This is a genomic window from Xanthomonas cassavae CFBP 4642, assembly GCF_000454545.1.
GTDB classification, from domain to species: domain Bacteria; phylum Pseudomonadota; class Gammaproteobacteria; order Xanthomonadales; family Xanthomonadaceae; genus Xanthomonas; species Xanthomonas cassavae.
The window spans coordinates 3132738-3153469 of sequence record NZ_CM002139.1 but is presented as its reverse complement, the minus strand read 5'-3'; the positions used below and the strand labels follow the sequence as shown (position 1 = coordinate 3153469).

The window sequence follows — 20732 nt, the reverse complement described above, 5'->3', positions numbered from 1 at the left end:
ATACTCATCACGCCACCTCGTTGGCTTCAGGTGACAGCAGCATCCACCCAGCGCGGCGCAGATCCTGCGACAGGCGGCTGATGGTCAGGGCTAATCAGGATTACCCTTTAATTACCTTTGAAAGATATTCGTAATTTATTGATAAATATGAATATAAGCACCTTTTTATAGGCTGGTTACCTAAATTACCTTTCCCCGAAGGTCATCTGAAAAATTGAGATTGGGGCGCGCTAGAGTGGGTTGCCACACCTCCCGCTACGACCGGTTGCCCCGCAATGTCGCTGACCTACGATGCTCCGCAGGCAAACCTCGATCCCGTCTACGCGGCAGGCGGGAAGCGCTGGTGGGTGGTAGACCGGGCAGTGGTCATGCTCGAGCGCGGAAGCCGGTTGGCTAACAAGCACGGTGGTCAGCAGCACACCTTATATATGTCGGTCACTGCTGCATGAGCGAGATCGATGCTGGCGATGAACCTGTGCTGCCGCCTGGCTTCCGCTGGGATAGGCCTTGGCAGGGCGCGATGGGGTCACCGACCGCGCTTTTCTTCGAGGGTGAAGAGGTGGCCAGGTTGGTGCAGAGACTCACTGGCGAGTGGTACGTGCTGCTGGAGCGCCAAAAGCCGGTGCCGCCTGGCAAACCCTTCGCACCCTTTGTCCAGCGTGACTGCAGCAGCTTCGACCAGGGGCGACGTGGCACCGTCATGGGGCAGTGCGCCATGAGGCCAGGATCCGAGCTGAGGTGACCGCCCGGAGGACGCATTCTTGAGCCATTTAGGGCGAAGCCGGTGACCGCAAGGGCCGGGAAAAATGGCAGGACGCCTACGTGCGCACTAGGCCTCCGGCGTCAGCCGCTGGGAAAAATAAGTGAGGCAAGTCGCTGATTCGTAAGCTCAGTAGCGCTAACTGTTAATCAGGGGGTCGTTGGTTCGAGTCCAACTTCGGGCGCCAAGATGTGAAAAGAGGCCGCGACTAGTCGCGGCCTCTTTGTTTCTTGGCCTTATGGCTGCGGGCAGTTGGTGGGCATGGTGTAGCGCACGGCGCGTGCTCTCCCTGCGTTGTTGATCACAACGTCTGCGAGTCGCTTGGCGTTGCTGCACAGGCTGATGGTGATGTTGGTGCCGCTGCTTCGGCCGCTGGGAAGGAACCGCACGACAGGCCTGCCAAGGCTCGAGGTCACGTCGATATCGCCGGTCGCCGGATACTGGGTGACTCTCAGGATGGCGGCGCTCTGCGCTGGTTGTCCGTGGCGGTCAGGGTCCTTGAACAGGATCCAGCCCTGGCTCCACACCCGGTCGGGCCGACAGGTTGCCCCATCGGCAGATGGGCACATGCTCATGGGAACGCGCTGCGTAATGGCCAGGCTTCTTGCCATCGCAAGATGTGCCGTGAGCAAATGCACTCGGGTTGTCGCCCGATGCCGCTCCAGAATGCCCTGGAAGCTCGGCAAGCCGATGGCTGACGTGACGGCAATGACCGCCATCACGACCAACAACTGCACTGCGGTGTACCCTCTCGCGCTCGAACGGGTCACTGCTCCCATCGCGCTTCTCCCTTGAGGTCGAGCGAGCAGTCTCCGTGTTGGCCGCATGCCAGGAAACGCCTGCCTCACTCAAGTGAACGTCAGACTTTTACCGGCATCGACCTACGAGATTTCGTACCGTCTTCCCCCGAGATCCGCTCCATGACCGACCGCTTTGAACTCGTCTCCCCATACTCTCCAGCCGGCGACCAGCCCGCTGCCATCGAGAAGCTGGTGGCCAACTTCGAGGCTGGCCTGGCCAAGCAGACCTTGTTGGGGGTGACCGGTTCGGGCAAGACCTACACCATCGCCAATGTCGTGCAGCAGGTGCAGAAGCCGACCCTGGTGATGGCGCCCAACAAGACGCTGGCGGCGCAGTTGTACGGCGAATTCAAGTCGTTCTTCCCGAACAATGCAGTCGAGTACTTCGTCAGCTACTACGACTATTACCAGCCCGAGGCCTACGTGCCGTCGTCGGATACCTTCATCGAGAAGGACAGTTCGATCAACGAGCACATCGAGCAGATGCGCCTGTCGGCGACGAAGACTTTGCTGTCGCGTCGCGACTCGCTGGTGGTTGCGACGGTGTCGGCGATCTACGGTCTGGGGGCGCCCGAAGATTACTTGTCGCTGCGCCTGATCCTGTCGATCGGCGAGCATATCGATCAGCGTCAGTTGATCCGGCACCTCACCGACCTGCAGTACACCCGCAACGAATTCGAGCTCACCCGCGGCGCGTTCCGCGTGCGCGGGGAGGTGGTGGACGTGTTTCCGGCCGAGTCGGATACCGAGGCCTTGCGGATCGAGTTGTTCGATGGCGACGTCGAGCAGCTGACCCTGTTCGACCCGTTGACCGGCGAAACCCTGCGCAAGCTGCAGCGCTATACCGTTTACCCCAAAACGCACTACGCCACCACGCGCGAGCGCACGCTCAGCGCCGTGGATACCATCAAGGAGGAGCTGAAGGAGCGTCTGGAGCAGCTGTATTCCCAGAACAAGCTGGTGGAGGCGCAGCGCCTGGCGCAGCGTACCCAGTTCGATCTGGAGATGATGGCCGAAGTGGGCTTCTGCAACGGCATCGAGAACTACTCGCGGCACCTTACCGGCAAGGCGCCGGGCGAGCCGCCGCCGACCCTGTTCGACTACCTGCCGCCGGACGCATTGCTGGTCATCGACGAATCCCACGTGACCATTCCGCAGATCGGCGCGATGTACAAGGGCGACCGTTCGCGCAAGGAAACGCTGGTGGAGTTCGGCTTCCGGCTGCCGTCGGCGCTGGACAACCGGCCGCTGCGCTTCGAAGAGTGGGAGGCGCGCTCGCCGCGTAGCATCTACGTGTCTGCAACGCCTGGTCCGTATGAGCTGCGCGAATCCGCCGGCGAGATCACCGAGCTGGTGGTGCGGCCGACCGGTCTGATCGATCCGGTGGTCGAGATCCGCCCGGTCGGTACCCAGGTCGACGACCTGATGTCCGAGGTGCACGAGCGCATCAAGCTCGGCGATCGCGTGCTGGTCACCACGCTGACCAAGCGCATGGCCGAAAATCTCACCGAATACCTGGGCGAGCACGGCATCCGCGTGCGCTACCTGCACTCGGACATCGACACGGTGGAGCGTGTGGAAATCATCCGCGACCTGCGCCTGGGCAAGTTCGACGTGCTGGTCGGCATCAACCTGTTGCGCGAAGGTCTGGACATGCCGGAGGTGTCGCTGGTGGCGATCCTGGATGCGGACAAGGAGGGCTTCCTGCGCTCGACGGGCTCGCTGATCCAGACCATCGGCCGCGCCGCACGCAATCTGCGCGGCAAGGCCATCCTGTATGCCGACAAGATCACGCGTTCGATGCAGGCGGCGATCGACGAGACCGATCGCCGCCGCGAGAAGCAGGTCGAGTACAACCTCGAACACGGCATCACGCCCAAGTCCGTGGCGCGCCCGATCTCCGACATCATGGAGGGCGCGCGCGAGGATGCGGCCGAGAAGAAGGCCGGCAAGGGGCGCTCGAAGTCGCGCCAGATTGCCGAAGAGACCCCCGACTATCGCGCGATGAAGCCTGCGGAGATTGCCGGCAAGCTCAAGAGCCTGGAGCAACAGATGTACCAGCACGCCAAGGATCTCGAATTCGAGGCGGCAGCCCAGATTCGCGACCAGATCCAGAAGTTGAAGGCTGCCAGCCTTGGGTAGGGCAGATAGCTCGCCCTGCAGGTGCAATAGGGCTTGTGGTCGGTAAAACCCTGCGCTAGAATGCGCGCCCTGCACAGCGCAATGCTGACGCAGGATTCGGGCGGTTAGCTCAGCGGTAGAGCACTACCTTGACATGGTAGGGGTCACAGGTTCGAACCCTGTACCGCCCACCACTCAAGCCCCTGAAAAGAGGGCGAAAAGTGGAGACGAAGAAAGCCGGCCATTGGTCGGCTTTTTTGTTGTCCTGCAACCATCCTGCAAAACGCGAAGGGGTGCACCATGGCAGAGCTTGTGTCCGGCATCGATTGGGGCTCAGTCGCCGACTGGGTTTCCGGTATTGGCTCTTTGACCGCGGCGATCGTTGCAATATGGCTCGCCAAACATGGGGAGAGGATCAAGCTGCGCGGATACTGCGGCCTGCGCGTCCTTGTAGGCGGTGGCCATCACGAGGACGTGGTTTCCTTCTCTGTTACGAACGTGGGAACTCGAGCCACGGTCATCAGCAACATCTCCATGCACACGGGCATTTACAAGAAAAGGCACGCCATTCTCAACTCTTGGAACTTGCCGAATTCCAGCGCGCTGCCTTGTCCGCTCTCTGACGGTCAGACGGCGAGTTGGCAGGTTCCAAACCCTTCAGGAACGGAGTGGCTTGTGGGACTCATGCACGTCGAGACTGCGCACAAGCCGCTTGTCACGAGTAGTTGGGATGTACGCACGCTGCGAGTTCGAATTCATACCAATCATGGAACCGACCTCGTTCTCAAGCCAGAGAAGGCTTTCAGAGAAGCTTTATTGAAGCTGCTTGCACCTGCTGGCGGTCCACCGACGCGGTCCGTGTAGCTCGCCAGCAAGCTGCGCAGGGCGGTCGGGTCGGTGAGGTCAACCGATGGCATCGCCGGCGCGGCGACGCGGCGCTCCAGCTCCTGCCAGCGGTCAACGAGGCGCCCGGTGAACTCCGGTGACAGCTGCGCCACCACCACCAGGCTGTCGCGCATGCCTTGCTCGCCGGCGAAGTGAAACACGCGGACCGGTCGTGGCCGGCCCATTGAATCGAAACCGGCCTTCTCCGCCATTTGAGGACGGACGATTACGCCCTGCTGCACCAGCGTCTCGATGGTCCGCTTGACGTTGTCGTGCCGCCTCTCGACCAGTTCCGCAATCTCGCTGTTGGTGATGACCGGCGCATCGCCGGCGATGGTGAGTTGGTTCATGGGTGCACGTCCTGGCTCGCGCCGGTGATGATGAAAGCCACCTCGCTGCCCTTGCGCGGCTCTGCGCGCACCAGCGGGGTGGGAAATTAAGCGCTGGTCATTGATGCCAAGCACCTGCGTCCAGCCCCGCCGGATCGGAAGGCGACGAGCGCGGCGCGCTGGTGTCATTCGACTAAAACGCGTCGAATAAATTTTCCTTCGGCGGCTTATCGGCGCCGAGCTTCTGCCGATCGGCCGGCGTCAGGCCGAGCCGCGCAAGGCAGCCGATCAGGTGAGAGTACTTGGCCGCTTTGAACTCTGGCCCCTTGGAGCGAAACTCAGCCAGCAGCGACCCTGCGATTTCCATCACGAAGCGGTCGGAGCACGTAAGGACGCCGGGTGGCGCACACTTCTCAAGCTCCTTCCACGCTGCAGCTGCATCCGCCGGCAGATGGTCGGGGGGCTGGCCCAGGGCGACCTTGGACTTGGGCGCCTGGCGCTTGTATCGCTGCGGGTTTCGCTTGTCGGCCCCCTTGAGGCGGGCCAGCTCATCGGGCTGCTTGTGCCTCGCCATTGGTCACCAACTGAAATTCAAATTCTGCGGAAACGCGAAGAAAGGGGGACGAACGGGCCGGGTCCGGACCGCCCCCGACTTTGACCCTCCCCCCGGGGGGGCGCTCATTCAGGTGCAAACGCCGTGCGGAGAGACGCCCTACAACTGCTGCCGCCTCCCTGCGCGACGGTGGCCAGGTCACGTGCCCTTGTGCGCGGCTCGCCCTGGCTGCCGGTGTTGTTGCGGACACCGCCGGCTGGTCCGCTGGCCCAATCTGAGAAGGCCAGGTGCAACGCCTAGGCGGGAACGGTGATGCCTTCGACCACCGCGAATGCTTTGGGGTAAGCGGCTGCCACGTCCACGCGGGTGTGCGCCACGAAGCCCACCTCGCCGGTTTCGGCATACAGCTCCTTGAGCAACTGAATCGAGACGCTCTCGCGGAGGTAGATGGTGAACATCGAGAAGTCGCCGACGTACATTGCCGCGCCATTGGTCGCGGTGCCGACCTTCTCATTGGTCGGGACCTGGCTGGTCGTGAAGAACTTCCAGTCCTCCAATGTTGCGGGGCGGCGCAGGGGCTGGCCGGTGGTGTCCGTCAGCAGGCTGAGCGTCTCGTCCTCACGGGGGGACATGATGACCGCATTGGGAGCAGGCGCGTTGGCTTCAACGATCAGTCGGCGGGCACGGATGAGCGTGCGCCAGGCATTCTCGGAGATCATCTGAAAGCCATTGGTCCCCATCGGCAGCTTGTTCACACCAACGATGTTTCGCAAGCCACGGATCTCCGGAGCCACACCGGAACCCATGAGGCCGGCCCTGTCGATCTCCTTGGCGAAAGCCTGGCCGATGGCGGTGCGCAACGCGTTCTCGATGTTGGGCGAGTCGGCCAGCAGCTCTCGGGAAATCTTGAATCGGAATGCCAGGCTGCGCGGGGTCACATCAACAGCGCGGAAAGCGGGTTCGCTTTCGAGGATCTCGCCCGACTCCTCGCGCCATCCCGCCTTGGGGATCGTGTCCACGGCCGCGATGCGGAAGGAACTGGCAGGCGTGTTGAGCATGGCTACATTGGCGCCGGCGCTCAGCAGTGACGAGGAGGGAACCAGGGCATTGAGAATGCCCGGCAGGAGGACCGTGGGGACCGTGTAGCCGCCAGCGGTGTTGGTGCCCTCGCTGAGGGTATTGCGCACCTGCTCGGTCGTCCTCATGCCCGCCACACCGCGCATGAAGGTGGTCAGGTCAACCTGTTCCGAATCGCTCGACCCACGACCCGAATGCGCCCGCAGCTTCTTGGCGATCGCGCTTTCGTTGCGCAAGTCGTTGGCTGTAAGCAGCGTGCCGATTTGGTTGCCGTCGGTGTCCTTCAGACGATCGGTCGCCGCAGAAACGCCGGCATGCGCAGAGATGGACTGCTCGGCCGATTCCTGAAAATCCAGGCCGGCACTGACCAGGTTGATGTGCGCGTTGATGTGCTCCATGGCGGTGACCACGGAGTCGGTCAGGTTCTCGTCCTTCTCGCGTGCATGCGCCATCAGTGCATTGGAAGCGCGGCGCAAGCTAGCGCGGTAGGCGAGAGTCTCAGCGCGCGGAAGCTGGTCCAACGGAGCGTCTGTTGCCGGCTCGTCGACGGTGATCCCCAGCTTGCCGAGTTCAGCCTTGGCGGTGAATGCGTTCTTGCGATTGGTGGCCTTGGCCCGCATCGCATTGAAATCGAAAGTCATAGCGGTTCCTTAGATGCCCGGAACGCACAAGCGCGCCCGGACCAGTTGAAGTGGTCTCAGAGCGCGCTTTGGCGTGGCCTCTGCCGCAATGTCCGTTCGAGAGTGAGCAACCCGTGGGGTTTCTCGCTCCGATGCGGACATGGTAGCGCTCTGATTCGGTTGTGGAAGATGTTTCGTTACGATGGATCGATGGCACGGCGCATTCGGAATGCCTTCTGACGGCATGCGGCGTTGCAATAGCGTTTGGGCCTGCCCGTCGATGAAAGGGCGATCGCAGCGCCGCATACCTGGCACGATGCAGACTGCGAGTGCAGTGGCTCAGGGCACCGAGGATGGGGCGGTGTTCCGCCACCACATCGCTGGAGCCGGGTATGCACGTTCCCCCGCCCGTCGACGGTGACACAGCAGCCTCTGGCCTCATGGCGATGCTGGATCGACTCGACCGACACCGGTAACGAGTGCGCATGCTCTGGCTCAGGCTGCACGCCGGCTTCCAATGCGCAAAGGGTGCAATTGGCGACATGTAAGGGTGCAACTCAGCGCAAAGGGTGCAATTTGGCGCAGCGCCGGTGCGCGCCGATGCAGGGGGCGCAGGGGATGCGCCCGGTGCCGCTGCGCCGCCGTCGTGGTGTTGCGCTGGCCGTGGCGAATTCGCTGCCCGGCCCTCATGCGTCAGGCCCGCACGCGGCAACCTTGCCGGCGCGGCGGCGGGTGGTGCTCGATGTGCGGCGCGGTGCTCGCCAGTGGATCGGCTGCGGCTCAGCGAGGCCGGGATGTGCCAGTTCGCCCTACTGCAGCAGGCTGGCAGCGGCCAGGATCGAGCGTGCAGCGCGCGGGAGCCTCAGCAGCACCGTGGCGATCGGCAGCTGTGCCACTTCCTTGCGTGCCTCGCTGCTGGCGCCGGTGCGTTGCAGGTGCGCCGTCAGTGCAGCGCGCGCCGCCGTGTCCAACCATGCGGCCCTGTCAGCTGGTGTGTGTGTGCTGGTGCTCATGCTCGCCTCCGCAATGCCGTACGTCCGTAGTCCATCGGCGGCACAGGCAGGCAGATGCCGTCCCATCGCTTGCTTGCCAGGCCGGTCGAGTAAAGCTCTGCCAGTGCGCATTGCACGTCGATGGCGTCGGTGCAGCAGTACAACGCCAGCCAGTTGTGGTCTGGCGAAATAACCAGGCCATCGTGATCCGCGTGGTCTGCCAGCAGCACCAGCAGCAACTTGGATTCAGGGCTGGGTGTGAGTTGGCCGAATGCCCAGGCCAGTGCCTCTGTGCTCATGGAAATCTCCGTGTGCAAGCTGTCAGTTGGCGTGTCGGTGAGGCGGTGCGGTGAGCTGGTAATACCCGCGCAAAAGCGACAGTCAAAAGCCACAGCTTGGTAGTAGTTATCTGTGCACTCGTCCTGAGTACGGTCCCACCGCCTGAATAGGCATTTTTCGTGGGTGTGCGTACTCGCCTTGAGTGCGGTTTCATTAATTCTTAGTTATGCGCCTTGCTCGCCGTACTCGCCTTGAGTGCATGCCGTACTCGCCCTGAGTGCCGCTGTTTTTTGGCATTCGGTCCCGTATGGTTTACTCGCCGGCTGCCAACGCATGTACGTCTTCTTAGCGCCGTCCTCGGTGCCGCCCGGTCCAAGATTCGTGAGCTGAAACGATCGCGCTCGGCCATTGCCAGTTTTCTGGTCGAAGCCAGCAGCACCGGCTTCTTCAATCCAGCCGCGTTCAAGCAGCGCCTTGAAGGCATCCTGCACCTTGACCTGGCCGACATTGCCCAGACGGCGCCGAGCCTCGCGCACGCTCAGGAAAACCACGCCATTGCAACCAGGCCGGTAGAGCGTGCGCAGGTGCACCAGCATCGTCAACGCATTCGCGTCCAAGGTCTGAAATGCAGGGCAGGCCACCTCCCAGTAATAGAGGCGCATGTGCGGCGCAACGGGGGCAAACGGCGTGCTGCTGCGACCCGTGGCCCTCTCGCGGCGTTTCTTCTCCGAGCGCGCTTGTCGCTCATTCATCCGATCCCTCGTCGATGACGATCCTCACGCGCTTGCCGTAGTACTGCTTCGGCAGTACGGTGAACGGGATGCACGCGCCTACCTGCGATCGATGGATCACCTCGACCAGCGGCGCGTCACCAAAGTCGCGGAACAGGCGCGCGGCCGCGGCGACCGAATCCTGGTACTCAGGCCAGCGACGCATATCTGGGGCTGACGGCTTAGCCGCCTCGGCCAGCACCAAGGCTCGCGCGGTGTACGGGTTCGAATTTCTGCTCATTCGCAGGTTCCTGTAGTGACCGCACAGCGCTGCTGGATCCGTCGTGCCAATGCCGTGGTCGGGTCGCTGGCCAGCCGCTCCAGCACTGCCACAATGGCGTCCACACGGCTGGGGGCGGGGGATGGGTGCTGCCGGACGATGCGCGCCGGCGGGAACGTGATGAGGGTGGCGCTCATGCATCACCGCCGGTCGCGTCGCGGTATGCAGCCTTGTAGCGATAGGCCGTGGCGCGACTCATCCCCCACTGCTCCATCATCTCCTCGGCGGTGGGCTTCTTCCGGCGCGCCTGCATCCACTTGGTGAAGCGCAGGGCGAATTCGATCTGTGATTGCAGGCCCGGGCATTCGCCCAGCCAGCGCGGCTTGTTGGCGCTCATGCTTGCCACCCCAGCTGTGCCTGCACGGCCTCGCGGAACTGCTGACCGAAGCGACCAGCGCGCGTCAGGATCCAGCCCAGAACAAGCTCGCGCGGCTCGCCCTCCGGATGGGTCTCGGCGCTGGTGCGGTCGCACTCTTTGCATAGGATCCAGCACAGCTCGCCGAACGCGAACCGACGCGTTGACTTGCTGCTCTCGAAATAGCCGATCGAGCGGTTGCAGCAGTCGCAGGCGATCGGGTCGAACCTCGTCGGCCTGGTCGCGTAGGTGTTCCCTGACAGCAGGGCGGGATGACTGCCGCTTGCAGCAGCGCGTGGATGATGTACAGTTGTGGCCATGGCTTGTTCGTTCCTTGGTAGGGGTCGGGCTTGGCTTTTACGGCTCTGGCGTTGGCGCGCTGGGGCCGTTTCTATTTGCGGGGTCATCTGCGCCTCCAGGGCGCCAGCAGGCGGTCCAGACGGGCGCGTGCGTGGCGCAGCTCTTCGTTGATGCCGGCCAGGGTGTCCAGCTCCCTTGCGTACTCCACAGCGCGCGTTTCCAGCCACTGCACGTCCCGCTGTGCCCTGTCGATCGCCTGCACCTCCCCGCTGGTCGGGTAGGTGTGTGCCAGGCCGGTCATGCCACGCTCCGGCGAACGGCCTCGCGCTCTTTCTGCTCGATGAACTGGCGCAGCGCGCGCGCCGACACCATGCGGCGCTTGCCGACCGTGAAGCTCTCGATGTCTCCACGTGCCAGGATCTTGTAGAAATTCGACCGACCAAGCCCGGTCACTCGGACCGCTTCGTCGACGCTGTAACTCAGTTTTTCTTCCATTGCTTGCTCCTCTTTGTAGTCCATGTAAGTCCAATGACACCGAAATCGTGTCGTAGGGATTAGCGCACGACACAGTTTTCGTGTCAAGACTTTCCGACACGAAAATGGTGGAATATGTTCATGAGCGAAGACGGCTACACACGAATCACGCTGCGGATACCGGATGGCTTGCACGCAAAGCTGACCGGGGAAGCTGCACGCACCTCAAAATCGATGAACGCCGAGATCGTCCAGCGGCTTGAGTCGTCTTTCGAGGCTGAGCCCAAGAACGCGCAAATGTCGAACGACTGGCGTTACGTGTTGCTCGATCTCATCGAGCACGGCAAGGTCACCTCCGAGACCTTGGAGAAGATCAAGAAAAACGCCGGGCCGCAGTAGGCACAACAGCCTGCGAGTCTGCGGAGCGCATTTTTATCGTTGGTGGGCACTTTTCCTGGACGGACTTCTCCACCGGTGGTGGGAAAGCGGCAACTACAGGAATCCCGGCAGTTGGCCGGTTGGCGGGTCCATTCTCAATCTGAGGAAACCGGGGATTCCCGTTATCGGTCCGTCCGCCGGCGGCGGTTGGATGCGGTCAGAGCCTGGCAGACGCGCTGACTGCCCGACAAATGCAACGGGTGTACGCCATTGACGTACCTGCAGGCAATGCCTACGATGCCCGCATGATCTTCGTCGAGACCCCCATCTTCACTGCTTCGGTGACGGAGCTGTTGACCGATGAGCAGTACGGGGCGTTCCAGTCTTTCTTGATCGCGGAGCCGCGCGCCGGCGACGTGATCGAGCAGACAGGCGGGCTGCGTAAGGTGCGTTGGTCAGCAGCGGGGAAGGGCAAGCGCGGCGGGGTCAGGGTTATCTACTACTTCGTGGATGAGGCCGACCAGATCCGGCTGCTGCTGATCTACAAAAAGGGCGTGCAGGACGACCTGACGCCGTCCCAGAAGAAAGTGCTGAAAGCAATCAAAGACGGGTGGGCATGATGGACAAGAATCTCTTCGCACAACTTGCCGAGAGCATGGAACAGATGGGCGAGATCACTCGCGGTGAACGAGCTCCGTCTCGCGAGATCCACATCGATGCCATGCGGGTGAGAGAGGTCCGCGCCGCTACTGGGCTGTCGCAGGCGAAGTTCGCCCAGGTGATCGACGTGCAGCTCGGCACTTTGCGTAATTGGGAGCAGGGGCGGCGTCACCCTACGGGGCCGGCCCGGGCGCTGCTGCGTGCGATCAAGAAGGATCCCAAGAGCGTGCTGGAAGCTCTGTCAGCCTGAGAGCTTACTTACGGCCTCGGCGAGCTTGTCCGGCGCCAGGTGTGCATAGCGCAGCGTCATGCGGATGTCTGAGTGCCCCAGCAGCTCACGCACAGTGTTGAGGTCGACGCCGGCCATCACCAGGCGGCTAGCGAACGTGTGGCGTAGATCGTGGAAGCGGAAGCCGGGCAGGGCGATCGTGTCGCACAGCTCCTCCCAGCTGCTGCTGATGTTGTCCATGCGCCGGCCTGTCCTGGGCGACGGGAACACCAGCCCGGTACCGGTCCCCTGCTGGCCCCAGCGCGCGAGCGTGTCGTGGGCCTCGCTGTTGAGAGGGATGTGGCGTGCCTTGCGGCTCTTGGCGTTGGCCACCGTGACGGTCACGAGCTTGCCCGCTAGGTTGACGTCTGCCCAGTCCAGGCCCAGCAGCTCGCCGCGGCGCATGCCGGTATTCAGCGCCACCAGCACGATCGGCAACAGGTGATCGGTGAAGCCGTCCGCCGGCCACATCTCGCGCACCACGTGACCGCGATCGGACTGCCAGCGGTTGCCGTTCGTGCGCAGCGCGCGGCGCTCCTGTTCGCGCTTCTGCAGGCCGGCACGCAACTGCTGTTCTTCCTCGTGCGTGAGGTACCGCACGCGGCTGTCGTCGGCGCCCTTGGCCTGCTTCACGGTGCGCATCGGATGCTGCTCGAGCATTCCCCAATCGACCGCGCGAGACAGCGCACCGCGGATCCGGGAGAGGTCGCGGTTCACCGTCGCCGGCTTGATGCCGGCTCTCAGACGCTGCGCCTTGAACCGCTCCAGGTCGAATGCACAGATGGCGGTGAGCGGCTTGTCTAGCATTTGGCGAAGTGCGCGGCGATCGCGTCCACGGTCGCCTGGCCGGCCTTCTGATTGGCCTTGGCCCATGGGGCGTAATGGTCTCGCACGAATGTGCCCAGCGTGGCGGGCTTTGGCCTGGCCGCCTCGATCACCGCCAGCGGCGCGCCGTGTGCGGCGATCTCTCCGGCGAGCTTCTTGGCGCGCTCGCGTGCTGCTTCCAGCGGCAGAGCGGGATAGTCGCCGAAGGTGCGTTCCTGGCCACGCCCCCAGACGATGGCCCAGCAGCGCGCGCCAGTGGCAGAGACACGCAGCACCAAGCCGGGAACGGTGGCGTCGCGCATCCGGTAGGCTTTGCCTGTCGCCTTCGCGCTATCGACGGAACGCCGCGTCAGCGGCTCTCGGGTGATCTTCGGCATGGCTGTCCTGCAAGGCTCCTGCAAAAAAGCAAACGTACATGGACGCACTCGCATCCAATGAGACGTTGAATCAAGGCTTTGCAGGCTATCCCCTTGCTGCGACTACCCCTAGAATCCCGTTGACATGGTAGGGGTCACAGGTTCGAACCCTGTACCGCCCACCACTCCAAGTCCAGATGCACGGCGACTTGAGTGGATTACGAGATGCAGAGTCGCTGCATCCTGACTTCTGGCAGAAAGTACAGGCGCAGAGCGTCGAGCCGAGCAGACACTGTCGGAGCTTCTGTATATGCCGAGCGCCTCGCACAGCATTTGACGCTGGGACGTGCGGTCTTGGCGCAAAGCTGATCATCGTAAACGCTATGCGGCGTGAGCACCGCACATGTCTTGCTCTTTTTCCTGCTGCAATCCTGTGGTTCGTGGATGGCGCAATTGACCGCGTCCAGTCGTTCGCAGGGCCAGTCGTCCTGAGCGATCGAGGTGAGACGTGCAGTGGACTGCAGCCTATGATGCAGCGCCGTCTGCGGAGGCGTAGCGGCAGGGACGTCTGACGCGTCGCTTCTTCTTCACATGCGCTACGTTACAATTTCGTGACGTCAGGCATGGAGCGCGCAGCAATGGACGAGTATCAGCACACGGTGCTTGCCAGAGGAGGATACCGTGTCGTGGCGATTTCCCGTGAAAGGGTGTACACGGCGGATGCCGTGCTCGGATATGCGGTTGTCACGGATGCGGGGACGCGGGTGACTCCCGATCTTTCCTATGACCAGGCATCACTCTGGATCAATTCGCTGGTGGAAAGTGACAGAGATGCGCGTGAACCCGATGTGCCGGGGAAGCGATCAGCTCTGGGGCGATAGCGTTGGTCGTGTTCTTGAGCAGGTATCGATCAGTATGCGGAAGCGAGGTAGGGCCTGGTGAGCGCTGGCTCGGTGTAGCCAGCCAGGGTTGCAGCTGCGTCGTGATGAATGTGAGAACGTTTTCAATAAGTGTGCGACAGGCCACGTAAGTCGCGTGAAGATGTGCAGCGAATGTTGACTCGCCTGGCGGTTAAGGGCAGAGTTATCAAGAATTTACGGTTGGTGAGCTTGGTTAAGGGGCGCGGCGCCGGAAGGGCCGTACAGGAGCGACACTATGGATGGTTCTCAAGCGTATTCATGTTCATTGTTTTCCGGGGTGCCCTCGTCTAAGGCTGTACTGCGCTTGCGCGTCCGCCTGTCTATAAGCGAGTGGCTGGATGGATTTTAAGAGACTGCCTTGCTTCCGCCGCTTACGAGTGCGTGGGGTCGAGGCTTTTTGCGTTTTCAGGCCCGAAATTTACGAGTTGGAGAGTCAGAGTGAATCCGATGTACGCGTCCAAGCTGTCGCTGGTCTTCGTGGTTGTGGGGTTGATCGGTGCCTGCGCGACCAAGCCTGCTCCTGACTTTGGTGGAAGGTGGAAGCACGTCAATCATTTCGACGAGGCTCCGACCGAGATCCCGCTCTATACCTCCTACACTTACCAGGCCACGCCCATGGATGGGACGTTGAAAACCATGCTGGAGCGATGGGCAGCCGATTCGAACATGCAGCTGTCCTACAACCTGCCGTCTGATTACACCCTTATCGCGCCGGTCTCCACCATCAGCACCACCAGCGTCCAGCAGGCCGCCACCGAGTTGAGCGCTGCGTACGCGGCACAAGGCGTATCGGTAACCGTATCTGCCAACAAGCTGTTGGTGCAGCCGGTGCCTGTTGCATCCGGAGCAAAGCTGCAATGACTGATCGCCGGTCGGGCGCCAGCGCGCGCGCGTCCGGCAGACAGTGCAAGTCTCCCAAGCATCCGCGTGTTGTCGCGGCAATAGTTTTAGGCCTGTCAAGGCCTTCTGGTGATGGATCTCGACATGTTGCGTAAGAAGATCAGTGAAAAGGATGGGTCTGCACAGGTAGGTGCGGCTGTCCAGAAAGCGGTGAACTACGAGGTGAGCATCGCTGATCTCGCGCGCCGCAGTGAAAAACGTGCGTGGATGGTGGCCGGTGTGTCCATGGTGATCACGGTCATGACGGCAGGCGGCTATTACTACATGCTGCCGCTCAAGGAGAAAGTGCCGTATTTGGTTATGGCAGATGCGTACTCCGGTACCAGCACCATCGCCAAGCTCGAAAAGAATTTCGGCGGGCGGACCATCAGCACCAGCGAGGCGCTGGCGCGCAGCAATATTGCGCGTTTCATTATCGCGCGTGAATCGTTCGATCTTTCCATCATCGGGCAGCGCGACTGGAATACGGTCTCGGCGATGGGAGCCACGAATGTGGTCAGCGAGTATCGCGCGCTGCATTCGTCCAACAATCCATTGCGGCCCTTGAATACCTACGGCAAGCTCCGGGCGATTCGCATCAACATCTTGAGCATTACCTTGATCGGCGGACAGGGGCAGCCCTACAAGGGGGCAACCGTACGCTTCCAGCGAACGGTGTACGACAAAAATTCTACCGTCTCCACCTTGCTCGACAACAAGATTGCCACCATGGCATTCGTGTACCAGGACAACCTGGAAATGAGTGACAGTTTGCGGGTTGAGAATCCCCTGGGCTTTCGTGTGACCGATTATCGGGTGGATAACGATTATTCCTCGCTGCCGATAGCCCCGGCCGCTGGCGCCGTGATCAACGCGCAGCCGCAGGTAGCGGTACAGCAAGCGGCGCCTGCCGTTGTCGACCCCAATGCAGCGAATATTTCTGGTGCGGTGCCGCAAGGCGGTGTGCCGCTGCAGCAGGGAGTGGCGCCACAGGGCGGGGTGCCCCAGGGCGGGGTGCCCCAGCAGCAGGCGCAGCCTGCATTCCCGGATCAGATGCAGCCGGCAGTTCAGCCTGCGGTACAACCCCAAAGGATGCCGAATAATGTCAATGGAGCAAGCGGTCGATGAAACTTTTTAATCGGTACAGGGCTGCGCTATTTTCAGCACTGCCACTTGCACTATGCGTTTTCTCGGCGGCTGCTCAAGTGGTGCAGGAGTATGAATATGCGCCGGATCGTATTTATCAGGTGCGTACAGGTCTCGGCATCACCACTCAGGTCGAGCTGAGCCCGAACGAAAAGATCCTGGACTACAGCACCGGTTTCACTGGCGGCTGGGAGCTCACGCGGCGTGAGAATGTCTTTTATCTCAAGCCGAAGAATGTCGATGTCGATACGAACATGATGATTCGTACGGCAACGCACTCTTACATTCTTGAGCTCAAGGTGGTTGCGACCGATTGGCAGCGCCTGGAGCAGGCGAAGCAGGCAGGTGTTCAGTACAAGGTGGTCTTCACTTACCCGAAGGACACGAGTTTCAACAACGTCGAAGACGCTGATACCGCGAAGAAGGGCCCGCTGCTGAATGCCAAGATTCTCAAGGATCGGCGTTATTACTATGACTATGACTATGCAACGCGAAGCAAGAAGTCCTGGCTGATTCCGAGTCGGGTCTATGACGACGGAAAGTTTACTTACATCAATATGGATTTGACGCGCTTCCCGACCGGGAATTTTCCTGCGGTGTTTGCCCGGGAGAAGGAACATGCAGAGGATTTTCTCGTCAACACGACTGTAGAGGGCAACACCCTGATCGTGCACGGGACTTACCCGTTTCTGGTGGTTCGCCATGGCGATAACGTCGTCGGTCTGCGAAGGAACAAGCAAAAGTGAACTCGAATACTCCAAACAGTCCTGATGAGCGCTCCCCGAACAATGCTGGGGAGGAGCAGCGCAACAGTGAGTACAACGAGCGCAGCAATCCATACTTTGCCCGCCAGCAGGCAGGTGCAGAGCCGGATCTGGACGCCAATGAACCGGTGTTGCGCTCCAGCGACATCAAGCGGCTGAATCGAAAGGCGCTGGTGTTCCTGGCTGCCATTGCGGCGCTGTTGATTCTTGCAATCTTCTGGCTTGCATCTGGAAGCGGTGAAGATTCCGCTCCGCCGAAACAGCGCACAGAGACGGTCGTTGCACCCGCGTTGCCGCAAAACATGACTGCACCCGTCGAGGAGCCGCCGGTTCCGCTCGCGCAACAGCCGAGCTTGCCGCCGCTGCCACCGATGCCAACCGATGAAACCGATGAGGTCAGCTCGGCGCCCGAGCGTCAGCGTGGCCCAACCTTGCTGGAGCGGCGCATCCTCGCCGAGTCCGCTACGAACGGAGCGGGCTTGCCCGGCCAGCCGGGAGCGCAACCTCCCCCCCAGAACCCGGAAGACAGCCAGATCACCTTGGCCAAGCCGATCAGCAATCCTGATGGTCAGCTGGTGCGCGGCACCTACATCCGCTGCATCCTGGAAACCCGGATCATCTCCGATTTTGGCGGCTACACCTCGTGCATCGTCACCGAGCCGGTCTATTCCATCAATGGACACAACCTGCTTCTGCCCAAGGGTTCCAAGATGCTCGGGCAGTACGGCGCCGGGGAGCCGACCACTCGACGTTTGCAGGTTGTGTGGGATCGCGTCACCACGCCGACCGGGCTGGATGTCACCCTGGTAGGACCTGGCATCGACACGCTAGGCAGCGCTGGCCACCCGGGTAACTACAATGCCCATTGGGGTAACAAGATTGCGTCCGCGTTGTTCATCAGCCTGTTGAGCGATGCCTTCAAGTACGCAGCTGCAGAGTACGGTCCGGAGACCACGACAATCGGCGTTGGCAGCGGAATCATCACGCAGCAGCCTTTTGAAAGTAACACTGCCCGAAGCATGCAGCAGCTTGCCGAACAGGCGGTCGAGAAGTCCGGACGTCGTCCCGCCACCCTGACGATCAATCAGGGCACGGTACTGAACGTCTATGTTGCCAAGGACGTCGATTTCTCGGCTGTCCTGCCGAAGTGAATGAAGTGGTTGCCATGACGATCGACGATTCCCCAACAGCGCGAATTTCAAATGATTTTCTGGATTACCAGTACGCGGTGCTGGGCATCCTGGATTATTTGAACTCGCCGGATGTCACTGAAATATGCATCAACCGTCCTGGCGAGCTGTACCTGGAAACCATCCATGGCTGGCAGCGTGTCGACGTGCCATCGCTCACGTACGATCGCGCGCGTCAGTTCTGTACCGCAGTCGTCAATGAGAGCAATACCGGACAGCGCATCACCGATGCGGATCCGGTGGTGTCGTTGACCTTTCCGACCGGCCAGCGCGCGCAGTTCGTGATGCCTCCCGCCTGCGATGCGGGCAAGGTATCCATCACGATCCGGCTACCTTCCAAGCACACCAAGTCGTTGGAGCAGTACAAGCACGACGGATTCTTCGACGAGGTGCTGGAGCAGTCGGCTGATGTCAGCGACCACGATCAGGAACTTCTGGAATTGCGTCGCAAGCGCGATTACGCCGAATTCTTCAAGAAATGCGTGTTGTACAAGAAGAACGTGGTCGTTGCCGGGGCGACGGGTAGCGGCAAGACCACCTTCATGAAGGCGCTGGTCAATCACATCCCAAGCGAAGAGCGCCTGGTAACCATCGAGGACGCACGGGAGCTGTTTATCAGCCAGCCCAATGCCGTGCACCTGCTGTACTCCAAAGGTGGGCAAAGCACCAGTAATGTCACTGCCAAAAGCTGCATGGAAGCCTGTCTGCGCATGAAGCCGGACCGCATCATTCTTGCCGAGCTGCGTGGTGATGAGTCCTTCTACTTCATTCGTAACTGCGCATCGGGGCATCCGGGTTCCATTACCAGCTGCCACGCCGGAAGCGTCGAGCAGACATGGGACCAGCTGGCCTTGATGGTGAAGGCCTCCAATGAGGGCTCAGGCCTGGAGTTCGAGGTCATCAAGCGGTTGCTGAGGATGACCATCGACATCGTGGTTCACATCAAGGCGCACGCCGGGCGACGCTTCATCACCGGCATCGATTTCGACCCCCTGAGAACGTTGCGCGGGGGATGAGGTGCCGGTTCTGCAGTGGAAATGATCTGATCGTGGAGGAGAAATGACATGTTGCCTGGCATGGAACTGATGGGGTGCACTGGACTGGCCGTTCCCGGCGAGGTGATGCAGCACGTTGTCCGTGTCGAGTCCTCGCGTAATCCCTATGCCATTGGCGTGGTGGGCGGACGGCTGGTGCGTGAGCCGCGCGGTCTGGCCGAAGCGGTTGCCACCGCCAAGATGCTGGAACAGAAGGGCTACAACTTCTCCTTGGGGCTTGGCCAGGTCAATCGGTACAACCTGCAGAAGTACGGCCTGACTAGCTATGAGATGGCGTTCGAGAAGTGCCCGAATCTTGTCGCCGCCTCGCGCATCCTGGCCGAATGCCATTCCCGCTCCGGCGCCAATTGGGGTAAATCGTTCAGTTGCTACTACTCCGGAAATTTCGAAACCGGCTTCAAGCATGGCTACGTGCAGAAGATCTATGCATCCATTCGCCAGTCGGTAGCGTCTTCAGCGTCCGGCGCCGAGGCCATTGCGGTCGTTCCGACTCGCCAGGTGCAGTTACGGCCTGCCAATCCGTTGCGGCAGGCGGCTGCCGAATTGGCGGATGCGATCGTCGCGCGTCGCATTCAGGATTTTTCGGGTATCGGCCACACGACGGCTTCACCCTCAGCGCCTATGCTAGCGCCACCTGCAGCACCTTATTCTCTGCCGAGCCGCATCTCACCCGCGGCCCCTGCGGAGGAGAGCGAGCTGTACGTCGTAAAGCCAACGGGCCAGGGGCGCGGCGTGGCCTTGCCTGCTGCTGCTCCGCAGGCGGCTACATCGCCTGATCAACCTGCTGCACCCGTCGCTGCGCAGCGTGCGCCGCAGACAGCTCCGCAAGTCGATAGTGCATTTGTTTTTTAGGATGAAACATTGCCACGGATATGGCTGCTGGACCCCCTCTGTTCCCAAGGAGTTAGACATGAAGTTTGAAATCGACAAGAAGACAGTTGCCGATGCCAAGATGGTAGGCACGCAGGCACTGAAAGCGCTGCTGTTCACCTCGTTGTTGCTGGTGGCTGGCGGCGCTGGCGCGACAAATGAACTCGGCGGCACGGATACCCGCGTCTGCGGATTCCTGAACAATGTAACGAGGCTGCTGAACATGGGCTCGATCGCGGTGGTCACCATTGCGGTCATTGTGGCTGGTTACCAGATTGCCTTCGCGCACAAGCGCATTTCCGAGGTTTCTCCGATCCTTATCGGTGGTGTTCTGATTGGCGCAGCTGGCCAGATCGCCAACATGATTCTTAAGAACAACGAGGGTGGTGAAGGGAATACTTGCGAGGGCGTCGGCGCGCTAATGCAGATCGTTCAGCACTATGCATAAAGACGTTCTCTTCCGCGGCTGCACCCGCCCGGCGATGTTTCTGGGGGTCCCTTACATCCCCTTCTTCATCGGTGCCGGCGGTGGCCTGCTGTTGGGGATGTACATCAATCTCTGGTACCTGTTCACCATCCCCGTCATCATCTTTGCCATGCAACAGATGGCCAAGCGTGACGAGATGATTTTCAGGTTGCTTGGGCTGCGGTGGCTGTTCCGTATGCGCGCTCGAAACCTCCAGCGTTATTCTGGAATGTGGGTATTCAGCCCCAACGAATATCGCAAGAGTCCCCCGGGTAAATCGCGATGAGCATGTGAGCAGTTCAACCAACCCCGCGCGCGAAATCCGCGTGGGGTTGGTGTTTTCGATGGCCCTTGGTGTGA

At 61.2% G+C, this 20732-nt stretch carries 30 protein-coding genes and 1 tRNA gene; 16 read left to right on the top strand and 15 right to left on the bottom strand.

The annotated features are described in order from the left end of the window. The first annotated feature begins 275 nt into the window (after positions 1–275). Positions 276–449: a hypothetical protein gene (locus XCSCFBP4642_RS29450; protein ID WP_167331390.1), complete on the top strand. Its 174-nt coding sequence runs from the start codon at positions 276–278 to the stop codon at positions 447–449. Further along, complete coding sequence (locus tag XCSCFBP4642_RS24840) at positions 446–742, top strand: hypothetical protein (RefSeq protein WP_228325768.1); 297 nt, start codon at positions 446–448, stop codon at positions 740–742. Before XCSCFBP4642_RS29450 ends, XCSCFBP4642_RS24840 begins: the two co-directional genes overlap by 4 nt. Before the next feature lie 254 nt (positions 743–996). Here XCSCFBP4642_RS24840 and XCSCFBP4642_RS0113940 read toward each other — a convergent pair whose 3' ends face one another. Beyond that, a complete protein-coding gene (locus XCSCFBP4642_RS0113940) occupies positions 997–1539 on the bottom strand; it encodes a GspH/FimT family pseudopilin (RefSeq protein ID WP_029220335.1) in 543 nt (180 codons plus the stop codon). 141 nt (positions 1540–1680) lie between these two features. Between XCSCFBP4642_RS0113940 and uvrB the strand changes: the two genes are divergently transcribed. Together uvrB and XCSCFBP4642_RS0113930 are read left to right on the top strand one after the other, a co-directional pair. Continuing rightward, positions 1681–3702: an excinuclease ABC subunit UvrB gene (gene uvrB / locus XCSCFBP4642_RS0113935; RefSeq protein ID WP_029220334.1), complete on the top strand. Its 2022-nt coding sequence runs from the start codon at positions 1681–1683 to the stop codon at positions 3700–3702. Between the two features lie 98 nt (positions 3703–3800). Continuing rightward, positions 3801–3875 (top strand) — tRNA-Val (locus XCSCFBP4642_RS0113930). Between the two features lie 570 nt (positions 3876–4445). Here XCSCFBP4642_RS0113930 and XCSCFBP4642_RS0113925 read toward each other — a convergent pair. The 12 genes from XCSCFBP4642_RS0113925 to XCSCFBP4642_RS0113875 form a co-directional block, all read right to left on the bottom strand. After that, positions 4446–4916 carry a Rha family transcriptional regulator gene (locus tag XCSCFBP4642_RS0113925; protein WP_029220333.1) on the bottom strand — a complete coding sequence of 157 codons (471 nt, stop codon included), beginning with the start codon at positions 4914–4916 and terminating at the stop codon, positions 4446–4448. A gap of 172 nt (positions 4917–5088) precedes the next feature. Continuing rightward, entirely contained in the window at positions 5089–5469 is a 381-nt protein-coding gene (locus XCSCFBP4642_RS0113920) for a hypothetical protein (RefSeq protein WP_029220332.1), read from the bottom strand. A 275-nt stretch (positions 5470–5744) separates the two neighbouring features. Then, positions 5745–7166 carry a phage major capsid protein gene (locus XCSCFBP4642_RS25885; protein WP_029220331.1) on the bottom strand — a complete coding sequence of 474 codons (1422 nt, stop codon included), beginning with the start codon at positions 7164–7166 and terminating at the stop codon, positions 5745–5747. A 788-nt stretch (positions 7167–7954) separates the two neighbouring features. Next, complete coding sequence (locus tag XCSCFBP4642_RS24830; RefSeq protein WP_033898364.1) at positions 7955–8158, bottom strand: hypothetical protein; 204 nt, start codon at positions 8156–8158, stop codon at positions 7955–7957. Next, positions 8155–8436 carry a hypothetical protein gene (locus XCSCFBP4642_RS0113905; RefSeq protein ID WP_029220330.1) on the bottom strand — a complete coding sequence of 94 codons (282 nt, stop codon included), beginning with the start codon at positions 8434–8436 and terminating at the stop codon, positions 8155–8157. The genes XCSCFBP4642_RS24830 and XCSCFBP4642_RS0113905 overlap by 4 nt, the downstream gene beginning before the upstream one ends. 204 nt (positions 8437–8640) lie before the next feature. Next, positions 8641–9168 (bottom strand): hypothetical protein, encoded by a 528-nt coding sequence (locus XCSCFBP4642_RS25880; protein ID WP_029220329.1) that lies wholly within the window; start codon positions 9166–9168, stop codon positions 8641–8643. After that, positions 9161–9427, bottom strand: a complete 267-nt coding sequence (locus XCSCFBP4642_RS0113895) for a hypothetical protein (RefSeq protein WP_152527273.1) — start codon at positions 9425–9427, stop codon at positions 9161–9163. The genes XCSCFBP4642_RS25880 and XCSCFBP4642_RS0113895 overlap by 8 nt, the downstream gene beginning before the upstream one ends. Beyond that, positions 9424–9603, bottom strand: a complete 180-nt coding sequence (locus tag XCSCFBP4642_RS28625) for a hypothetical protein (RefSeq protein WP_152527272.1) — start codon at positions 9601–9603, stop codon at positions 9424–9426. Before XCSCFBP4642_RS28625 ends, XCSCFBP4642_RS0113895 begins: the two co-directional genes overlap by 4 nt. Continuing rightward, positions 9600–9803, bottom strand: coding sequence for a hypothetical protein (locus XCSCFBP4642_RS0113890; protein WP_029220327.1), 204 nt, complete (start codon positions 9801–9803; stop codon positions 9600–9602). The genes XCSCFBP4642_RS28625 and XCSCFBP4642_RS0113890 overlap by 4 nt, the downstream gene beginning before the upstream one ends. After that, positions 9800–10228 carry a hypothetical protein gene (locus XCSCFBP4642_RS0113885; protein WP_152527271.1) on the bottom strand — a complete coding sequence of 143 codons (429 nt, stop codon included), beginning with the start codon at positions 10226–10228 and terminating at the stop codon, positions 9800–9802. The genes XCSCFBP4642_RS0113890 and XCSCFBP4642_RS0113885 overlap by 4 nt, the downstream gene beginning before the upstream one ends. Then, positions 10225–10422, bottom strand: coding sequence for a hypothetical protein (locus XCSCFBP4642_RS0113880; RefSeq protein WP_029220325.1), 198 nt, complete (start codon positions 10420–10422; stop codon positions 10225–10227). The genes XCSCFBP4642_RS0113885 and XCSCFBP4642_RS0113880 overlap by 4 nt, the downstream gene beginning before the upstream one ends. After that, complete coding sequence (locus XCSCFBP4642_RS0113875) at positions 10419–10616, bottom strand: helix-turn-helix domain-containing protein (protein ID WP_167331372.1); 198 nt, start codon at positions 10614–10616, stop codon at positions 10419–10421. The genes XCSCFBP4642_RS0113880 and XCSCFBP4642_RS0113875 overlap by 4 nt, the downstream gene beginning before the upstream one ends. 120 nt (positions 10617–10736) lie before the next feature. Here XCSCFBP4642_RS0113875 and XCSCFBP4642_RS0113870 point away from each other — a divergent pair, with 120 nt between their 5' ends. The 3 genes from XCSCFBP4642_RS0113870 to XCSCFBP4642_RS0113860 all read left to right on the top strand — a co-directional run bounded on the left by XCSCFBP4642_RS0113870 (position 10737) and on the right by XCSCFBP4642_RS0113860 (position 11883). After that, positions 10737–10994 carry an Arc family DNA-binding protein gene (locus XCSCFBP4642_RS0113870; RefSeq protein ID WP_152527270.1) on the top strand — a complete coding sequence of 86 codons (258 nt, stop codon included), beginning with the start codon at positions 10737–10739 and terminating at the stop codon, positions 10992–10994. Between the two features lie 230 nt (positions 10995–11224). Then, positions 11225–11593 (top strand): hypothetical protein, encoded by a 369-nt coding sequence (locus XCSCFBP4642_RS0113865; protein ID WP_235048228.1) that lies wholly within the window; start codon positions 11225–11227, stop codon positions 11591–11593. Continuing rightward, positions 11593–11883 carry a helix-turn-helix domain-containing protein gene (locus XCSCFBP4642_RS0113860; protein WP_029220321.1) on the top strand — a complete coding sequence of 97 codons (291 nt, stop codon included), beginning with the start codon at positions 11593–11595 and terminating at the stop codon, positions 11881–11883. The genes XCSCFBP4642_RS0113865 and XCSCFBP4642_RS0113860 overlap by 1 nt, the downstream gene beginning before the upstream one ends. On the opposite strand, the gene XCSCFBP4642_RS24820 is transcribed toward XCSCFBP4642_RS0113860, so the two are convergent. Beyond that, positions 11875–12708 carry a tyrosine-type recombinase/integrase gene (locus XCSCFBP4642_RS24820; RefSeq protein ID WP_053329563.1) on the bottom strand — a complete coding sequence of 278 codons (834 nt, stop codon included), beginning with the start codon at positions 12706–12708 and terminating at the stop codon, positions 11875–11877. The genes XCSCFBP4642_RS0113860 and XCSCFBP4642_RS24820 overlap by 9 nt on opposite strands. Continuing rightward, positions 12702–13103, bottom strand: coding sequence for an Arm DNA-binding domain-containing protein (locus XCSCFBP4642_RS25875; RefSeq protein WP_053329562.1), 402 nt, complete (start codon positions 13101–13103; stop codon positions 12702–12704). Before XCSCFBP4642_RS25875 ends, XCSCFBP4642_RS24820 begins: the two co-directional genes overlap by 7 nt. A gap of 617 nt (positions 13104–13720) precedes the next feature. Between XCSCFBP4642_RS25875 and XCSCFBP4642_RS27145 the strand changes: the two genes are divergently transcribed. From XCSCFBP4642_RS27145 to XCSCFBP4642_RS0113815, 9 genes are all read left to right on the top strand, one after another. Then, a complete protein-coding gene (locus tag XCSCFBP4642_RS27145) occupies positions 13721–13963 on the top strand; it encodes a hypothetical protein (protein ID WP_084624825.1) in 243 nt (80 codons plus the stop codon). A 486-nt stretch (positions 13964–14449) separates the two neighbouring features. Continuing rightward, on the top strand, positions 14450–14863 hold the full coding sequence (locus XCSCFBP4642_RS0113850) for a TcpQ domain-containing protein (RefSeq protein WP_029220320.1): 414 nt from the start codon (positions 14450–14452) through the stop codon (positions 14861–14863). Between the two features lie 123 nt (positions 14864–14986). Continuing rightward, positions 14987–16009: a VirB8 family type IV secretion system protein gene (locus tag XCSCFBP4642_RS0113845; RefSeq protein WP_029220319.1), complete on the top strand. Its 1023-nt coding sequence runs from the start codon at positions 14987–14989 to the stop codon at positions 16007–16009. Beyond that, complete coding sequence (locus XCSCFBP4642_RS0113840; RefSeq protein ID WP_033898362.1) at positions 16006–16773, top strand: TrbG/VirB9 family P-type conjugative transfer protein; 768 nt, start codon at positions 16006–16008, stop codon at positions 16771–16773. Before XCSCFBP4642_RS0113845 ends, XCSCFBP4642_RS0113840 begins: the two co-directional genes overlap by 4 nt. Next, positions 16770–17942: a TrbI/VirB10 family protein gene (locus XCSCFBP4642_RS24815; protein WP_033898360.1), complete on the top strand. Its 1173-nt coding sequence runs from the start codon at positions 16770–16772 to the stop codon at positions 17940–17942. The genes XCSCFBP4642_RS0113840 and XCSCFBP4642_RS24815 overlap by 4 nt, the downstream gene beginning before the upstream one ends. A gap of 5 nt (positions 17943–17947) precedes the next feature. Beyond that, a complete protein-coding gene (gene virB11, locus XCSCFBP4642_RS0113830; protein WP_029220316.1) occupies positions 17948–18997 on the top strand; it encodes a P-type DNA transfer ATPase VirB11 in 1050 nt (349 codons plus the stop codon). 60 nt (positions 18998–19057) lie between these two features. Continuing rightward, a complete protein-coding gene (locus tag XCSCFBP4642_RS0113825; protein ID WP_029220315.1) occupies positions 19058–19888 on the top strand; it encodes a lytic transglycosylase domain-containing protein in 831 nt (276 codons plus the stop codon). Between the two features lie 58 nt (positions 19889–19946). Next, positions 19947–20354 carry a TrbC/VirB2 family protein gene (locus XCSCFBP4642_RS0113820; protein ID WP_029220314.1) on the top strand — a complete coding sequence of 136 codons (408 nt, stop codon included), beginning with the start codon at positions 19947–19949 and terminating at the stop codon, positions 20352–20354. Beyond that, positions 20347–20658 carry a VirB3 family type IV secretion system protein gene (locus tag XCSCFBP4642_RS0113815; RefSeq protein WP_053329561.1) on the top strand — a complete coding sequence of 104 codons (312 nt, stop codon included), beginning with the start codon at positions 20347–20349 and terminating at the stop codon, positions 20656–20658. Before XCSCFBP4642_RS0113820 ends, XCSCFBP4642_RS0113815 begins: the two co-directional genes overlap by 8 nt. The last annotated feature ends 74 nt before the right edge of the window (positions 20659–20732 follow it).

Excerpts from the sequence above, each read along its gene's own strand:
- XCSCFBP4642_RS29450 (WP_167331390.1), top strand. The coding sequence starts at position 276 with ATGTCGCTGACCTACGATGCTCCGCAGGCAAACCTCGATCCCGTCTAC.
- XCSCFBP4642_RS24840 (WP_228325768.1), top strand. The coding sequence starts at position 446 with ATGAGCGAGATCGATGCTGGCGATGAACCTGTGCTGCCGCCTGGCTTC.
- XCSCFBP4642_RS0113940 (WP_029220335.1), bottom strand. The coding sequence starts at position 1,539 with ATGGGAGCAGTGACCCGTTCGAGCGCGAGAGGGTACACCGCAGTGCAG.
- uvrB (WP_029220334.1), top strand. The coding sequence starts at position 1,681 with ATGACCGACCGCTTTGAACTCGTCTCCCCATACTCTCCAGCCGGCGAC.
- XCSCFBP4642_RS0113925 (WP_029220333.1), bottom strand. The coding sequence starts at position 4,916 with ATGAACCAACTCACCATCGCCGGCGATGCGCCGGTCATCACCAACAGC.
- XCSCFBP4642_RS0113920 (WP_029220332.1), bottom strand. The coding sequence starts at position 5,469 with ATGGCGAGGCACAAGCAGCCCGATGAGCTGGCCCGCCTCAAGGGGGCC.
- XCSCFBP4642_RS25885 (WP_029220331.1), bottom strand. The coding sequence starts at position 7,166 with ATGACTTTCGATTTCAATGCGATGCGGGCCAAGGCCACCAATCGCAAG.
- XCSCFBP4642_RS24830 (WP_033898364.1), bottom strand. The coding sequence starts at position 8,158 with ATGAGCACCAGCACACACACACCAGCTGACAGGGCCGCATGGTTGGAC.
- XCSCFBP4642_RS0113905 (WP_029220330.1), bottom strand. The coding sequence starts at position 8,436 with ATGAGCACAGAGGCACTGGCCTGGGCATTCGGCCAACTCACACCCAGC.
- XCSCFBP4642_RS25880 (WP_029220329.1), bottom strand. The coding sequence starts at position 9,168 with ATGAATGAGCGACAAGCGCGCTCGGAGAAGAAACGCCGCGAGAGGGCC.
- XCSCFBP4642_RS0113895 (WP_152527273.1), bottom strand. The coding sequence starts at position 9,427 with ATGAGCAGAAATTCGAACCCGTACACCGCGCGAGCCTTGGTGCTGGCC.
- XCSCFBP4642_RS28625 (WP_152527272.1), bottom strand. The coding sequence starts at position 9,603 with ATGAGCGCCACCCTCATCACGTTCCCGCCGGCGCGCATCGTCCGGCAG.
- XCSCFBP4642_RS0113890 (WP_029220327.1), bottom strand. The coding sequence starts at position 9,803 with ATGAGCGCCAACAAGCCGCGCTGGCTGGGCGAATGCCCGGGCCTGCAA.
- XCSCFBP4642_RS0113885 (WP_152527271.1), bottom strand. The coding sequence starts at position 10,228 with ATGACCCCGCAAATAGAAACGGCCCCAGCGCGCCAACGCCAGAGCCGT.
- XCSCFBP4642_RS0113880 (WP_029220325.1), bottom strand. The coding sequence starts at position 10,422 with ATGACCGGCCTGGCACACACCTACCCGACCAGCGGGGAGGTGCAGGCG.
- XCSCFBP4642_RS0113875 (WP_167331372.1), bottom strand. The coding sequence starts at position 10,616 with ATGGAAGAAAAACTGAGTTACAGCGTCGACGAAGCGGTCCGAGTGACC.
- XCSCFBP4642_RS0113870 (WP_152527270.1), top strand. The coding sequence starts at position 10,737 with ATGAGCGAAGACGGCTACACACGAATCACGCTGCGGATACCGGATGGC.
- XCSCFBP4642_RS0113865 (WP_235048228.1), top strand. The coding sequence starts at position 11,225 with ATGCAACGGGTGTACGCCATTGACGTACCTGCAGGCAATGCCTACGAT.
- XCSCFBP4642_RS0113860 (WP_029220321.1), top strand. The coding sequence starts at position 11,593 with ATGGACAAGAATCTCTTCGCACAACTTGCCGAGAGCATGGAACAGATG.
- XCSCFBP4642_RS24820 (WP_053329563.1), bottom strand. The coding sequence starts at position 12,708 with ATGCTAGACAAGCCGCTCACCGCCATCTGTGCATTCGACCTGGAGCGG.
- XCSCFBP4642_RS25875 (WP_053329562.1), bottom strand. The coding sequence starts at position 13,103 with ATGCCGAAGATCACCCGAGAGCCGCTGACGCGGCGTTCCGTCGATAGC.
- XCSCFBP4642_RS27145 (WP_084624825.1), top strand. The coding sequence starts at position 13,721 with ATGGACGAGTATCAGCACACGGTGCTTGCCAGAGGAGGATACCGTGTC.
- XCSCFBP4642_RS0113850 (WP_029220320.1), top strand. The coding sequence starts at position 14,450 with ATGTACGCGTCCAAGCTGTCGCTGGTCTTCGTGGTTGTGGGGTTGATC.
- XCSCFBP4642_RS0113845 (WP_029220319.1), top strand. The coding sequence starts at position 14,987 with ATGTTGCGTAAGAAGATCAGTGAAAAGGATGGGTCTGCACAGGTAGGT.
- XCSCFBP4642_RS0113840 (WP_033898362.1), top strand. The coding sequence starts at position 16,006 with ATGAAACTTTTTAATCGGTACAGGGCTGCGCTATTTTCAGCACTGCCA.
- XCSCFBP4642_RS0113825 (WP_029220315.1), top strand. The coding sequence starts at position 19,058 with ATGGAACTGATGGGGTGCACTGGACTGGCCGTTCCCGGCGAGGTGATG.
- XCSCFBP4642_RS0113820 (WP_029220314.1), top strand. The coding sequence starts at position 19,947 with ATGAAGTTTGAAATCGACAAGAAGACAGTTGCCGATGCCAAGATGGTA.
- XCSCFBP4642_RS0113815 (WP_053329561.1), top strand. The coding sequence starts at position 20,347 with ATGCATAAAGACGTTCTCTTCCGCGGCTGCACCCGCCCGGCGATGTTT.